A 14,831-nucleotide genomic window follows, 5' to 3' on the forward strand; every position below is an offset into this window, starting at 1 on the left:
GGTTGAACAGCATGACAACGGACACATCGCCCGTCCCCGCCCGGGAGTGGACGAGCTGGCACGAGCGCCGCACCGCCACGGTCTCCGCCCCGTACGGACCGCTCGCGCTCACCGGCACCCACTGGCTCGCCGACCACCCCGACGGGGTCCTCCCCGGGCTCCCGGGGGTGTGGCGCGAGGACGGCGACGCGATCGTGCTGACCGCGGCGGCCGGCGACGGGCTGACCGCCGACGGCGAACCGCTCGCCGGCGGGATCAGGCTCACCGCCGACACCGGCCCCTTCGCGGAGTCCCGGATCGCGGCCGGCCCGCGCCGGCTGGTCGTGCTGCGCCGCGAAGGGCTGTGGGCCGTACGGGACTTCGACCCGGACTCCGCCGCGCGGCGCGCCTTCCGCGCCGTCGAGGCCACCCCGTACGACCCGGCCTGGACGCTGCCGGGCCGCTTCCGGCCGTACGACGGGAGCCGCACCGTTCAGGTCGCCAACGCCGACGGCCGGGAGCGCGGGCTCGGCCTCGGCGGGGAGATCGCCTTCACCGTCGGCGGTACGGAGCACACCCTCCAGGTCGCGGTGGAGGCCGACGGCTCCCTGTGGGCGGTCTTCGCCGACACCACCAGCGGCCACGGCAGCTACCGCTTCCGCTTTCTGCGGCCCGCCGCCCCGGCCGCCGACGGGACGGTGACGGTCGACTTCAACCGGACGCTGCTCCCGCCGTGCGCCTTCGCCGACCACTTCATCTGCCCGTTCCCGCCGCCCGGCAACACCCTCCCGATCGCCGTCCCGGCGGGCGAGCGCACGGTCCGCACCGACTGACCCGCAACGGCCTCCGACGGGCACCGGGCGTACCTCACGTGGCGCCTGGGCACCGTACGTCCCAGTGGTGTCGCGGACGGCCAAAAGACGCCCTTGCGGGGGCAGTTGAGGCCGCCAATACTCCCGTGCAGCGCCGGTCGGGGCGCGCCGCGGTCCGGGAGACCCCCGCACCGTGCCGAGTCCCCGGCTGCGCCTCACGGGCCCAGGAACCCCACGAACGGGCCCCCGATCCCCCTCGGGAGGAACGACAGTGAGGACCAAGCGCACCAACCCCCTCAGCGGTGTCGCCAGACGCGTGCGTCTGATCGCCGTCACCACCGGTATAGCCGCCGCGGCGGCCCTCGCCATACCCACCGCGAGCGCCGCACCGGCCACCACGTTCAGCGCGAGCCAGCTCACCGCGGCGAGCGAAGCCGTCATGGAAGCCGATGTCGCGGGCACCGCCTGGGCCGTCGACCCGGCGACCGGGACGGTGGTCGTCCAGGCCGACTCCACGGTCACGCAGGACGGGATCGACTCGATCGAGCGGGCCGCGGGCGCCGGCGCGGGCGCGCTCCGCGTCGAGCGGACCGAGGGCAAGCTCTCCAAGCTCATCTCGGGCGGCGACGCCGTCTACGCCACGAGCTGGCGCTGCTCGGCCGGGTTCAACGTCCGCAGCGGCTCCACGTACTACTTCCTGACGGCGGGCCACTGCACCGAGGGCCTGCCGCCCTGGTACACCAGCTCCGCGCACACCACCAGCATCGGCCCCTCGGCCGGCACCAGCTTCCCCGGCAACGACTACGGCCTCGTGCGGTACTCGAACACCTCGCTGGCCCACCCGGGCACCGTCGGCAGCGTCACCATCACGGGCGCGGCCAACGCCACCAACGGGATGTCCGTCACGCGCCGCGGCTCCACGACCGGCATCCACAGCGGTTCGGTCACGGGCCTCAACTACACGGTGAACTACGGGAGCGGTGACGTCGTCAGCGGTCTGATCCGCACCAACGTCTGCGCCGAGCCGGGCGACAGCGGCGGGCCGCTCTACTCCGGCTCCACCGCCATCGGTCTGACCTCGGGCGGCAGCGGGAACTGCTCCTCGGGCGGTACGACGTACTTCCAGCCGGTGACGGAGGCCCTGAGCGCCTACGGGGTCACGCTCGTCTAGAAGGACGCGACGAACAGACGAAGAAGAGCGCTCCTGACCGGGCGCGGGGCGAGTCTCCGTCCGTACGACGGGCGGGGACTCGCCGCCGTTCTCTGAGAAGATGTCAGGGTGTGCGCCGCAGAGGGAACGGGGGCCGTGGAACAGTGAAACGCATCGGAGTGACCGGTCACCGGAACATCCCGGCAGAGGCGTACGCGCACATCAGAGCCGCCATCGCGGCCGTGCTCCACGGCCAGGGCGGGTCGATGGAGGCGCTCTCCAGCCTCGCCGTGGGCGCGGACCAGCTCTTCGCCGTCCTCGCCCTGGACCACGGCGCGGAGCTGACCGTGGTCATCCCCAGCGGCGACTACGAGGACGACTTCGAGGGCCAGGACGAACTCGACGGCTACCGGCGGCTCAAGGAGCGGGCCACCCTGGAGGTGCGGATGGCCTATCCGCACTCCACCGACGAGGCGTACTACGCCGCGGGCACCTACATCGCCGACAACTGCGACCGGCTGCTCGCGGTCTGGGACGGCCGGCCGGCCCGCGGTCTCGGCGGTACGGGCGACATCGTGCGCTACGCGCGCGAGCGCGGGAAGCCGGTCACGGTGATCTGGTGCGAGGGCGTCGAGCGCGCCTGAGGCGGCGCGCCCCACGCCCGCGCCCGGCCTCCGTTCCTGGGGCGGGACGGTGGCAGGCGGCTCAACTGCGGTGCCGTACCAGCCAGTCGGTGTGCTGCGGCGAGACGATGCGCTCGGTCTCGTACACCGCGTTCGCCCACTGCTGCTCGGTGACCATCGTCTCCATCGCCGTGTGCATCGCCGCCAGGTCCTCCTCCACCAACGAGTGGGCGGATATGAGGGGTTGGTGCCGTCGTATCTCGCTCCACGCCAGACAGGCCGCCGCCGACGCCGACAACAGCCCCAGCACCGCACCCGAGTCGGTGAACGAGAACGTCCGCAGCACGGCGAGGAGCAGCGCCAGGAGGGTGAGCAGCGCGATGGTGGCCGACCAGAGGGTGGTGGCCCGGCGGGAGACGACCGTCCTGCGGTGGTACCAGTTCCGCTGCTCGATCAGCCGGTCCCTGACATACGTCTCCTTCCGGGCGCTGAACGGCTTGTCCCGCAGCACCCGCATCGCGGGCGTGATCAGCTCACCGGCGTCGCCCTGCCCCGGATCCGCGCCCTCCTCGGGGTTCTCCCGGGGGTCCTCCCACCCCACCTTCCGCAACTCCGCGAGCCCCGCCTCCATCCGGGCGGTGAAGAGATCGGTGGCCCCGGCCACCCCGGAGTCGAAGGGCGCGCCGTGCACCGCGTAACGCCAGGAGAGCGATTTGATGAACTCCGCGGCGGAGCGGTTGAGTTGCCAGTGTGACTTCGCTCGCTGGCCCGCCGAGCGGAAGGTGACCAGAAGCACACCCGCGTACGCCAACGCCCCCAGGGCGCTGATGATTTGGAACGAATCGCCCACCGTCCCGTGCCAGGGCAGCGAGGTCAGCAGCGCGCCCAGCACCAGCAGCAGGAGCTGGCGGCGTGTGGCGTTGACCGCCTGGCGCTGCCGGCGGATGGCGACCCCGTCCGCGTGATGGAAGAGAACCGGCAGATCAGCGTTTCGGAAGACCATGCTGTGCAGTGGTCCGCGTAAGTCGGCCATGCGCGCCCCCGTCTGCTGTTTTGTTGTCACTCGATCAGCGGAACGATCAGTCCCGCACCCGGTCGTGTGGTCCCCGGCAACGCTTTCGTCTCGTCCCCACGTGCCGAGTTGCCGCACGGGTTCATGAGAGTAAAGTCGAGCCGCTGACACTGCAACGGTGCGGTGTCTCCTGTACGACCGACATGATCAAGGACGGCCGCCGTGACCTCTCAGACCTCTGCCGCCTTCGCCACCGCGAAGAAGAACCGTGTCCCCCTCGCGGAGATCGACGTACGCGACGCCGGTGTCGCCAGGAAGCTCGGTCGTGTACTGCCCATGCCCAGTGGCCGTGTCGCGCGGGTTTCGAGCTTCAACTCGGCGCTCTAGAAGGGCTAAACGTCGTTGCTCACCACTGGCGGAACGAGCTCTAGACTGTCGGAATGACAGGACCCCTGGTCCCCTTCCGCGAGATCGTTCTGAAGGTCCACAGCAGGTGCGATCTTGCGTGCGACCACTGCTACATCTATGAACACGCCGATCAGAGCTGGCGTACCCGCCCCAAAGCGATCTCTGACGAAGCGATTTCCCGGACAGCCCGGCGACTGGCCGAGCATGCCGCCACCCACGCCCTGCCCTCCGTGTCAGTGATCCTGCACGGAGGGGAGCCACTGCTCGCCGGCCCCGCCCGGCTCCGGCGCGTGTGCGAGGAACTGACCGTCGCCCTCGACGGCGTCGCCGATCTGGATTTACGCGTCCACACCAACGGGCTCCAGCTCTCCCCCCGCTACCTCGACCTCTTCGACGAGTTCGGCGTCCGGGTGGGCATCTCCCTCGACGGCGACCGCGCGGCCAACGACCGGCACCGCCGCTTCGCGGACGGCCGCAGCAGCCACCCCCTGGTCCTCAAGGCCGTCGAACTCCTCCGGCAGGACCGCTACCGCCATCTCGACCTCGGGCTGCTCTGCACGGTCGACGCCGCCAACGACCCGGTCGACGTCTACGACGCGCTCGACGCGCTCGACCCGCCGCGCATCGACTTCCTGCTGCCGCACGCCACCTGGGACGAGCCGCCGCCGCGCCCCGACGGCTCGCCCACCGCGTACGCCGACTGGCTGCTCGCCGTCTTCGACCGCTGGGACGCCCGGGGCAGGCCGATGCCCGTACGCCTCTTCGACTCGGTGCTCTCCACCCTCGCCGGCGGCCCGAGCCTCACCGAATCGCTCGGCCTCGCCCCCACCGATCTCGTCGTCGTGGAGACCGACGGCACCCTGGAGCAGGTCGACTCCCTCAAGAGCGCCTACGAGGGCGCCGCGGCCACCGGGTTCGACGTCTTCGCGCACGCCTTCGACGAGGTCGCCGCGCACCCCGGCGTACGGAGCCGGCAGCTCGGGCTCGCGGGAGTGAGCGAGGAGTGCCGGCGGTGCCCGGTCGTGCGCTCCTGCGGCGGCGGGCTCTACACCCACCGCTACCGGTCTGCGTCGGAGCCGTCGCCGGGCGCCCCCGGCGCTCCCGGCGGCTTCGACCACCCCTCGGTGTACTGCGCCGACCTGGCGGCCCTCATCCGCGGCATCGAGGACCGGACCCGCGCCGAGAGCGCCCCGTCCGCAGTCGGCCACCCCGGCGAACTCCTCGTCGCCCAGCACGAACTGACCCGCTCGATGCTGGCCGAGCTGCACGCCGCGCTCGACGGCCGGGGCGGCGAGCCCTGGCAGGAGGCGTGGGAGCTGGCGGCCGCCGTGGAAAGGGGCTCCGACGGGCTCGACACCGTCTTCGCCCACCCCTACACCCGTACCTGGCTCGCCGAGGCGATCGCCGCCGCCCGCGCGGACCGCCCGGACGCGCCGGACCTCGCGGAGCGGGTGGGGGCGTATCTCGCCGCCGCCGTCCTGCGCGGGGGGCTCGACACGCCCGTACGCGTCCGCCACCGGGGCGGGGTGCTGGTACTGCCCACACTCGGCGCGCTGCGGCTCGGCGAGCCCGGCGAGGCCGAGGTGCGCCTCGCCGAGAAGGGGTTCGTGGTGCGTACCGGCGCCACGGAGCTGCGGGTCGTCCGCGCCGACGAGGCCACCGGGGTATGGCGCCCCGTGCGCCGCCTCGGCCGCGACGGCGCCCCCGACTTCGCCCTGGACGACATCGACCCGTACCGCGACCGCTTCGACGCCCCGGCCCACCCCGGGCTCGGCCGGGACGAGGCCGCCGACTGGAGCGGCCGGCTCGCGGCGGCCTGGGCGCTGCTCCGCGAGGCCGTCCCCGAGCAGGCCGCCGAGGCCGCCGCCACACTCTCCACACTGACACCGCTGGACGAGCCGTTCCGGAGCCCCGTGGCGGCCCCGTACGGATACGGGGCGCTCGGCATCCCCGTACGCGGCACCCCCGAGGCCCTGGCGCCCGCGCTGCTGCGCGGCTACCGCCGGGCCACCCTGCGGGCGCTCACCGAGGTCACCGACCTCTACGCCCTGGACGGCGCGTGGCACCACCCCGCGCCCTGGCGGGAGAGACCGGTGCCGTTCTCCGAACTGCTGGCGGGGGCCCACGAGCGGGTGGGCCTCGCCGCGTACGACCGCCGCCACCTGGACCACGCCCTGCGGGCGCTGGACACCCTGGAGGACGCGGCCGAACTCACCGTCGGCGGGAAGAGCCTGCTGACCACCCTGCGCGCGGAGGCCGACCGTGTCCGACACCCCTGACCCCCCGGCTCCCACCACCGCGGAACTCGCCCGCGAGCTGACCGCACTGGGCGTCACCCCCGGGTCGGTCCTGCTCGTCCACGCCGCCCTGCGCGGCACCGGACTCGACGCCGACACCCTGCGCACCGCCCTGCTGACGGCGCTGGGGGAGGACGGCACCCTCGTCGTGCCGGCCTTCACCGAGGAGAACTCCGACACCTCCGCCGCCCACCGCGCCAGGATCTCCGGGCTGACCCGCCGCCAGGCCGCCGCGTACCGCTCCCACATGCCCGCCTTCGACGCGCGGACCACGCCCTGCCTCGCGATGGGCCGGCTGGCCGAGTCCGTACGCACCGCCGAGGGCGCCGTACGGAGCGGCCATCCGCAGACCTCGTTCGCCGCGCTCGGCGCGCGCGCCGCCGAACTGATGGCGGACCATCCGCTGCACAGCCATCTCGGCCCGGACTCCCCGCTCGGCGCGCTGGCCGAGGCCGACGCGCGGGTGCTGCTGGTCAATGTGGGACACGGCGTGTGCAGCGCGTTCCATCTCGCCGAGTACCGGCCCGGCGCGACCACACGTTCTTATCACTGTGTGGTCAAAGCGCCGGACGGATCACCGCGCTGGGTGGAATATGAGGATGTGAACCTCGACGACAGTGATTTCGCGGCGATTGGAGCCGCGTTTCCTTGGGGACTTGAGCAGAGGGGGCAACTGGGAGGGGCGGTCGGGCGGCTGTTCCCGATCAAGGACGCGGTGGCACACGCCACGGTGTGGATGGCCGAGAAACGGCGTTGAACAACGTGGATGTCCACCACAGGACGGGGGTCGTGTGCACGCGTCACCGCAGCAGCGAGCGGCCGACCATCGGCCGTACTTCTTCCTGAGCTACGCGCACACACCCCGGGACGGCGCCTCCGGGGCCGACCCGGACATGTGGGTGCAGAAGCTCTTCCGGGATCTGTCCGAGCACGTGATGGCGATGACGGATCTGCCGGCCGGCGCCCAGGCCGGCTTCATCGACCGGGAGATGCGCTCGGGCGAGGGCTGGTCGGAGCGGCTCGCCGACGTGCTCGCCACCTGCCGGGTGTTCGTACCGCTGTTCTCACCGCGCTACTTCGCCAGCGAGATGTGCGGCAAGGAGTGGTACGCCTTCGCCCAGCGGGTCATCTACGAGCAGGCCAAGAACAACACCACGGCCGAGGCGATCGTCCCGGCCCTGTGGGTGCCCGTACCGGCGCGGCAACTGCCGGGCCCCGCCGAGCGGTTGCAGTTCAACCACCGGGACTTCGGGGACCGCTACGTCACCGACGGCCTCTACGGGCTGATCAAACTCCGGATCTTCGAGGACGAGTACCAGCGGGCCGTCTACGAACTCGCCAAACGCATCGTCAGCGTCGCCGACACCGCCGCGATAGGCCCCGGGCGCCCCGTCGACTACCGCAGCGCGCCCAGCGCCTTCGGCACCAGCGGCGGACCCCGCCCCATGCAGGTCACCGTGGCCGCGCCCACCCGGCACGGGCTCCCGGAGGGCCGCCGGGCCGACTACTACGGGGGCATGGCCCAGGACTGGAACCCGTACCACCCGGACTCGGCCCGGCCGTTGGCGTACGTCGCCCGGGATCTGGTCCGCTCCCTCAACTACCAGGCGGACATCGTCTCCTTCGACGAGGTGTCCGTGCCCCACGAAGGCAAACAGGCCCCCGTCCGGCCGGAGATACTGCTGGTCGACCGGTGGGCCCTCAACGACGAGGAACAGCGCGAGCGGCTCGCCGCGTTCGACGCCGAACACCGCCCCTGGGTGAGTGTCGTCGTCCCGTGGAACCGCGAGGACGAGCAGAGCCGGGCGGCCCAGGCCGAGTTGAGCGAGAAACTCGAACAGACCATGCCCAAGAAGATGGGGCAGGGCCGCGCCGCCTGCCGGGCCGCCGCCAAGGGCGTGCCCAGCATGGAGGCGTTCGGCCAGATCCTGCCCCAGGTCGTCGAAGCGGCGGCCCAGCAGTACCTGAGACACGCGGAGGTCTATCCGCCGGCCGGCGGCAGCCACACCGAACGGCCGCGGCTGCGCGGCCCGATGGCCGCCGAGTACGCCACGACGCACTACGTTCCCCAGACGCACGACCTGGCGCCCGATGCGGAGGACACGGATGACAGCACGTCGTGACGGACGCATCGTCACCTTCTACTCGTACAAAGGCGGCACCGGCCGCACCATGGCCCTCGCCAACACGGCCTGGATACTGGCCGCCAACGGAAAACGCGTCCTCGCGGTCGACTGGGACCTGGAGGCGCCCGGCCTGCACCGCTTCTTCCACCCCTTCCTCGACCCCTCGACCCTCGGCGCGACCACCGGTGTGATCGACGTGATCACCGAGTACGCGTGGGCCGCGACCAGCCCCGTGGAGCGCCCCGACGACTGGCACCGCGACTACGCGCGGATCCAGCCGCACGCCGTCTCCCTCACCCCGGAACTCCTCGGCTGGGAGTTCCCCGACGGCGGCACCCTCGACTTCGTCTCCGCGGGACGGCAGAACCGCGAGTACTCCGCGACCGTCTCCACCTTCGACTGGGACAACTTCTACGACCGGCTCGGCGGCGGCCACTTCTTCGACGCGCTGCGCGAGGACATGAAGGCCCACTACGACTACGTCCTCATCGACAGCCGCACCGGACTCAGCGACATCGCCGACATCTGCACCGTCCACCTGCCCGACGTCCTCGTCGACTGCTTCACCCTCAGCGACCAGTCCATCGACGGCGCCGCCGCCGTGGCCCGCCAGATCGACGAGCGGTACGGCGGCCGGGGCATCAAGATCTTCCCCGTGCCGATGCGCATCGACGAGGGCGAGAAGGAGAAGGCCGACGCCGGACGGGCCCTCGCCCGGCTGAAGTTCGACCGGTTCCCCGCCGGGCTCACCGGGGAGCGCCTCACCGCCTACTGGGGCGCCGTGGAGATCCCGTACCGCCCCTACTACGCGTACGAGGAGACCCTGGCGACCTTCGGCGACGAGGCGGGGCTCTCCAACTCCCTGCTCTCCGCCTTCGAACGGCTCACCACCTACGTCACCGAGGGCGCCATCACCGCGATGCCGCCCGTCGGCGACGAGGCCAGGCTGCGGATCAGGGACGCCTTCACCCGGCGCAGGCCGGCGCTCCCCGCCGACCTCCACCTCAGCTACGTGGCGGAGAACCGGATGTGGGCCGACTGGATCGAATCCGTCCTCACCCGGGCCGGGTTCCGCGTCGTGCCGCGCGACGTCTCCGCCGAGCCGCCCGCAGGGCCCACCGGGGGCGACACCGGCTCGCTCACGATCCACCAGGACAGCGCCACCCGTACGGTCGTGCTGCTCTCCGCCGCCTACCTCAAGTCCGCGCGGGCCGTGGAGGTCTGGTCGCGCTCCGCCTCCGAGGACCCCGGCGGCACCCGGCGCCAGCTCCTGCCCGTACGCGTCGGCGACGTACGGCTCACCGCCCCGTACATCGACCGCAACCCGGTGGACCTCTTCCGGCTGGACGAGGCGCACGCCACCGGCGCGCTGCTGCGCGCCCTGGAACGGCCCGCCCAGCTCGCCGACGCCGTCGCGCCGGGACCGCGCTTCCCCGGCACCGTCCCCAAGATCTGGAACGCGCCGGCCCGCAACCCCGGCTTCACCGGGCGCTCCGCCGTGCTGGAGCGGATGCGCGACCAGCTCGGCGGCGGCATGGCCGTCGTCCTGCCGCAGCCGCAGACCCTGTACGGGCTCGGCGGCATCGGCAAGACCCAGGTGGCGCTGGAGTACGTGCACCGCTTCATGGCCGACTACGACCTGGTCTGGTGGATCTCCTCGGAGCAGACCGCCGACGTGGTCGCCTCCCTCGCGGAGCTGGCCGTACGGCTCGGCGCGCGCGGCGGCGACGACATGTCCGCCGCCTCGATGGAGGCCGTCGACCTGCTGCGGCGCGGGGTGCCGTCCACCCGCTGGCTGCTGGTCTTCGACAACGCGGACGACCCCGAACTGGTGCAGCGGTACTTCCCGCCCGGCGGGCCCGGCCACGTCCTGGTCACCTCCCGCAACCAGACCTGGTCGAGCTACGGCGACGCGCTGCCCGTCGACGTCTTCCTGCGGGAGGAGTCCGTCGAACACCTCCAGCGCCGCGCCCCCGGGCTGAGCCTCGTGGACGCCGACAAGGTGGCCACCGCCGTCGGTGACCTGCCGCTCGCCGTCGAACAGGCCGCCGCCTGGATCGCGGAGACCGCCACACCCGTCTCCGAGTACCTCGACCAGCTCGGCCAGCAGGCCGCCGGGGTGCTGGCGCTCAACCAGCCCGCCGGATACCCGGAACCGGTCGCCGCGACGTGGAACATCTCCATCGACCGGCTCAAGGAGCGCTCACCGGCCGCGGTGCGGCTGCTCCAGCTCTGCGCCTTCTTCGCCCCCGAGCCGATCTCCGCCAACCTCCTCTACAGCAAGGAGATGATCGAGGCCCTCAAGCCGTACGACGTCTCGCTCCAGGAGACGCTCGTACTGGGCCGGGTCATCCGGGAGATCGGCCGGTTCGCGCTGGCCAAGGTGGACCAGGTCGGCAACAGCATCCAGGTGCACCGGCTGGTCCAGGCGATCATCCGGGCCCAGCTCACCGAGGAGGAGCAGCGGGACGCCCGGCACGCCGTCCACCGGATCCTCTCGGGCGCCAGGCCCGACGGCGACGAGCCGATCGACAACCCCGGCACCTGGGACCGGTTCAACTCCATCTGGCCGCATCTCATCACCTCGGAGGCGAGCCTGTGCCGGCGCCCCGAGACCCGCCGGCTGCTGATCGACCGGGTCCGCTACCTGTGGAAGCGCGGCGACCTGCCCGCCGCCTTCGAACTCGCCGGGGAACTGCGCGACCTCTGGCGCGAGACCCTCGGCAACGACGACCCGCAGTATCTGTACCTGCGGTTCCACCTCTCCAACATCTTCCGCTCGCAGGGCCGTTACGTGGAGGCGCGGGAGCTGGACGAGGAGACCCTGATCCGGCAGCGCCGGGTGCTCGGGCCGACCCATCCGCACACGTACATGACCACCAGCGGGCTCGCGATGGACCTCGGCACGCTCGGCGAGTACGCCAAGGCGATGGAGCTGGCGACCGAGGCGTACGAGGGGTTCAGCGGGATCTTCCACGACTCCCACCCGAGGACGCTGGCCGCCGCCAACAACCGGGCGCTGAACCTGCGCATGGTCGGCCGGTACGCCCAGGCGCGCGAGATGGACCAGGAGGTCTTCGACCGGCGGACGGAGGTGCTCGGCCCCGAGCACCCGTACACGCTCTCGTCCGCCGCCAGCCTCGGGCGCGACCTGCGGGAGATCGGTCGGTACGAGGACTCGGTCGCCCTGCTCAGCCGGACGTACGCCCTCTACAAGGAGCGCATGGGGCGCGCGTTCCCCGGCACCCTCGCGGCGGGCAAGAACCTCGCCGTCTCGCTGCGCAGGGCGGGCCTGCTGGAGGACGCGCGGCGGCTCACCACCGCCACCAGGAACCGCTACCGGGCCAAGTACGGCGCGGACATCAACCCGGACACCCTCGCCTGCGATCTCAACCTGGCGGCCGACCACTTCGCCTCCGGGGAGCCGGTGGCGGCCAGGGACCTGGCCCAGGAGGTCGTCGACCAGTACCTGCGGGTGCCGGGCGCCCGCCACCCGTACACCCTCGCCGCCATCAACAACCTCGGGTTGTTCCACTGGGGTTGCGGGGCACCGGAGCTGGCGGAGCAGCTGCTCCAGGGTGCTCTGCGGACGATGCGGGAGGTGCTGGGCGACGAGCATCCGCACACGCTCTTCTGTACCGTCGGCCTCGCCAACGCCAAGGCGGATCTGGGGGAGCTGGACGAGGCGCTGGTGACCGAGCGGAGCGCCGTCGCGGGGCTGCGGGTCTCGCTGGGCGCGCGCCATCCGGAGACACTGGCCGTCACGTCCAACATGTGCGTGACGCTGGGGGCACTGGGCCGCAAGGGCGAGGCGGCGCAGCTCCGGGTGGAGACCGTGGAGGAACTGGTCGGGCTGCTCGGCGAGGAGCACGCGCTGACCCGGTTCGCCAGGGACGACCGGCGGGTCTACCGGGATCTGGAACCGCTGGCGGTGTGAGACACCCGAGGGGTACGGCGCCGGGTCCGCGCCCGGCACCGTACCTCTGGGGCTGTCACCTGGCGCTGTTCCGTCGGTCAGTCGTCCAGGAGCCAGGTGAGGCTTCTGGGCAGGGCGTGCAGGGAGGCGAAGTGTGCCGCGGCCGGCTCCAGGACGACCGTCGCGCCCGGGATGCGCTCCCCGAGCCAGCGGGCGTGACCGACCGGCGAGAAGACATCCTGCTCGCCGTGCCACAGCAGCACCGGGGTGCGGATGTCGGCGGGGTCGAACCCCCACGGGCTGGCGAAGGCCACCGCGTCGTCGATCCAGCCGTACGCCGAATCGCTCAGCCCCTCCTGGTAGTTGCGCAGCAGCATCATTCTGAGTCCGGCGTCCGAGACCACCATGCGGTCGGAGTCGGTCAGCTCCCTGCGCAGGTCGTCCAGCAGCCGCACCGGGTTCTTCCTGATGGCCTCCGCGCGCGGGATGAGCCGGGCCGCCACGCCCGCCGGATCCCGCGCCGCGGTGGAGTACTCGGCGACATTGGACGGGGCCATGCCCTCGAACCAGTCGAGGCCGTCCGCGTCCCACGGCGCGAGCGGGACCAGCGCCGCCGCGCGGGTCACCCGGTCCGGCATCAGCGCCGCGCACGCCAGGGCGTGCGGGGCGCCGCCGGAGCGGCCCGCCACGGCGAACCGGTCGAGGCCGAGGGCGTCGGCGATCGTCGCCACGTCCTGGGCCACATCGCCCACACTGCGCCCTTCGAGCCGGTCCGAACCGCCGTACCCCGGCCGGTCGAAGGCGATGAGCTGCATGCCCCGCTGGTACAGCACCATGCCGCGCGGCGCGGGTCCCAGCCTGCTGCCCGGCGTGCCGTGCAGCAGGAAGACCGGTCTGCCCCGCGGGTCCCCCAGACGCTCCACCATCAGATGCCGCCCGTCCGCCGCGCGCACCCGACGTCGCAACCCCCGCCCCTTTCATCCTGTGTGCTCCGGTTACGTGCCCCATGCAGGCACCGTGACCCTGCATTCCCCGCCGCCGTGGTCCTTATCCCTCGGTGCTCATGACCGGCTCGAATACCCCGTAGGAGAGCCCGGTTCAGGTCGATTGTCCCGGCTCGGGGCCGTCCGCGTAAGGGCGCCGCGGCGGGCTGCGGCCGCCGCGGATGTTCGCGAAACGGAACGGAAGGTGTCGTCCTTCGGCCGCAGCCGAATGTAGGGGCGCGCGATGTGTTGGTCGTGTGCGCGTCCTCAAGTCGACCTTGTGTGCGACTGGTGGCGCTCGGAATAGTGGGCGCCTCGTCCTCCGTGCCAGGACACCCCACATGAACCGGCACGGTCCCCACAGGAGGTTGACGTTGAACCATCGGCGCGTGTCGAAGAAGCGCACCACCATCGCGGGTGGCGCGGCGATCGCTCTGATCGCCGCCGGTTTCACCTTGCAGAATGCGAACGCCAGCGAGGAGACACCGCAGTTCACCGTGAAGGAACTGACGGCGAACGCGGCCGGAACCCTCGGTTCGGCCCTCGGCCGGGACCTCGGTGACGCCGCGGCCGGCTCGTACTACGACGCGAAGACCAAGGCGCTCGTGGTGAATGTCGTCGACGAGAAGGCCGCCGAGAGCGTCCGGGAGGCGGGCGGCAGGGCGAGACTGGTCCAGCACACCCTCACCGAGCTGACGAGCGCCCGGAAGACCCTCGCCGCCGACGCGTCCGTCCCGGGCACGTCGTGGGCGGTCGACCCGGTCACCAACAAGGTGGTCGTCACGGCCGACCGTACGGTCGAGGGCGCGTCCTGGGACACGATCAGCGGCGTGGTGAAGAAGCTCGGCTCCAAGGCCGAACTGCGGAAGACGGCGGGGGAGTTCAAGACCTTCGTCGCGGGCGGCGACGCCATCACGGGCAGTGGCTCGCGCTGCTCGCTCGGCTTCAACGTGGTCAAGGACGGCGAGCCGTACTTCCTGACCGCCGGGCACTGCACGGAGTCCGTCACGACCTGGTCCGACACCCAGGGCGAGCGGATAGGGACGACCGAGGGCTCCACGTTCCCGGGCAGCGACTTCGGTCTGGTCAAGTACACCGCCGACGTGGACCACCCGAGCGAGGTGAACCTGTACGACGGCGGCAGCCAGGAGATCACGCGGGCGGGCGAGGCGACGGTCGGCCAGCAGGTCGTCCGCAGCGGCTCCACCACCCAGGTGCACGACGGCGAGGTCACCGGGCTGGACGCCACCGTGAACTACGGCAACGGCGACATCGTCGACGGGCTCATCCAGACCACGGTCTGCGCCGAGCCGGGTGACAGCGGCGGCTCCCTCTTCGCCGGGGACACCGCGCTCGGACTGACCTCGGGCGGCAGCGGTGACTGCGACTCGGGCGGCGAGACGTTCTTCCAGCCGGTGACGGCGGCGCTCGACGAGTACGGCGCCGAGATCGGCTGACCGTACGCCACGGTCCGCAGGACCGGGGGAGGGCCCGGCACATGAGGGTGTGCCGGGCCCTCCCCTTG

Annotated in this window: 11 protein-coding genes; 9 read left to right on the forward strand and 2 right to left on the reverse strand. The window is 72.0% G+C overall.

Features of this window, described 5'->3' with window-relative positions; translation table 11 throughout:
- The first annotated feature begins 11 nt into the window (after positions 1 to 11).
- From ACFXKG_RS31845 to ACFXKG_RS31855, 3 genes are all read left to right on the forward strand, one after another.
- Positions 12 to 812: a DUF1684 domain-containing protein gene (locus ACFXKG_RS31845; protein ID WP_384846412.1), complete on the forward strand. Its 801-nt coding sequence runs from the start codon at positions 12 to 14 to the stop codon at positions 810 to 812.
- A gap of 250 nt (positions 813 to 1,062) precedes the next feature.
- Positions 1,063 to 1,962 carry a S1 family peptidase gene (locus tag ACFXKG_RS31850; protein WP_384846414.1) on the forward strand — a complete coding sequence of 300 codons (900 nt, stop codon included), beginning with the start codon at positions 1,063 to 1,065 and terminating at the stop codon, positions 1,960 to 1,962.
- Positions 1,963 to 2,105: 143 nt separating this feature from the next.
- Positions 2,106 to 2,585, forward strand: a complete 480-nt coding sequence (locus tag ACFXKG_RS31855; RefSeq protein WP_384846416.1) for a hypothetical protein — start codon at positions 2,106 to 2,108, stop codon at positions 2,583 to 2,585.
- A 61-nt stretch (positions 2,586 to 2,646) separates the two neighbouring features.
- Here the strand turns inward: ACFXKG_RS31855 and ACFXKG_RS31860 are convergent, their stop codons facing one another.
- The gene (locus tag ACFXKG_RS31860) at positions 2,647 to 3,567 is read right to left on the reverse strand and encodes a DUF4231 domain-containing protein (protein ID WP_384846494.1); all 921 of its coding nucleotides are present in this window, start codon (positions 3,565 to 3,567) and stop codon (positions 2,647 to 2,649) included.
- Positions 3,568 to 3,798: 231 nt separating this feature from the next.
- Here ACFXKG_RS31860 and fxsA point away from each other — a divergent pair, with 231 nt between their 5' ends.
- The 5 genes from fxsA to fxsT are packed head-to-tail and all read left to right on the forward strand — an operon-like array spanning position 3,799 to position 12,344.
- Positions 3,799 to 3,963 carry an FxSxx-COOH cyclophane-containing RiPP peptide gene (gene fxsA / locus ACFXKG_RS31865; protein ID WP_382887163.1) on the forward strand — a complete coding sequence of 55 codons (165 nt, stop codon included), beginning with the start codon at positions 3,799 to 3,801 and terminating at the stop codon, positions 3,961 to 3,963.
- Positions 3,964 to 4,016: 53 nt separating this feature from the next.
- Positions 4,017 to 6,263 carry a radical SAM/SPASM protein FxsBH, inactivated beta-hydroxylase extension form gene (gene fxsBH, locus ACFXKG_RS31870; RefSeq protein ID WP_384846418.1) on the forward strand — a complete coding sequence of 749 codons (2,247 nt, stop codon included), beginning with the start codon at positions 4,017 to 4,019 and terminating at the stop codon, positions 6,261 to 6,263.
- A complete protein-coding gene (locus tag ACFXKG_RS31875) occupies positions 6,247 to 7,038 on the forward strand; it encodes an aminoglycoside N(3)-acetyltransferase (protein WP_384846420.1) in 792 nt (263 codons plus the stop codon). The genes fxsBH and ACFXKG_RS31875 overlap by 17 nt, the downstream gene beginning before the upstream one ends.
- 34 nt (positions 7,039 to 7,072) lie before the next feature.
- Complete coding sequence (gene fsxC, locus ACFXKG_RS31880) at positions 7,073 to 8,404, forward strand: FxsC protein (RefSeq protein WP_384846422.1); 1,332 nt, start codon at positions 7,073 to 7,075, stop codon at positions 8,402 to 8,404.
- Complete coding sequence (fxsT, locus tag ACFXKG_RS31885; protein ID WP_384846424.1) at positions 8,388 to 12,344, forward strand: FxSxx-COOH system tetratricopeptide repeat protein; 3,957 nt, start codon at positions 8,388 to 8,390, stop codon at positions 12,342 to 12,344. Before fsxC ends, fxsT begins: the two co-directional genes overlap by 17 nt.
- A 77-nt stretch (positions 12,345 to 12,421) precedes the next feature.
- Here the strand turns inward: fxsT and ACFXKG_RS31890 are convergent, their stop codons facing one another.
- Positions 12,422 to 13,288 carry an alpha/beta fold hydrolase gene (locus ACFXKG_RS31890; RefSeq protein WP_384846426.1) on the reverse strand — a complete coding sequence of 289 codons (867 nt, stop codon included), beginning with the start codon at positions 13,286 to 13,288 and terminating at the stop codon, positions 12,422 to 12,424.
- 359 nt (positions 13,289 to 13,647) lie between these two features.
- Here ACFXKG_RS31890 and ACFXKG_RS31895 point away from each other — a divergent pair, with 359 nt between their 5' ends.
- Complete coding sequence (locus ACFXKG_RS31895; RefSeq protein WP_384846428.1) at positions 13,648 to 14,763, forward strand: S1 family peptidase; 1,116 nt, start codon at positions 13,648 to 13,650, stop codon at positions 14,761 to 14,763.
- Positions 14,764 to 14,831 lie beyond the last annotated feature (68 nt).

The organism is Streptomyces sp. NPDC059255, assembly GCF_042752355.1.
Taxonomy (GTDB): domain Bacteria; phylum Actinomycetota; class Actinomycetes; order Streptomycetales; family Streptomycetaceae; genus Streptomyces.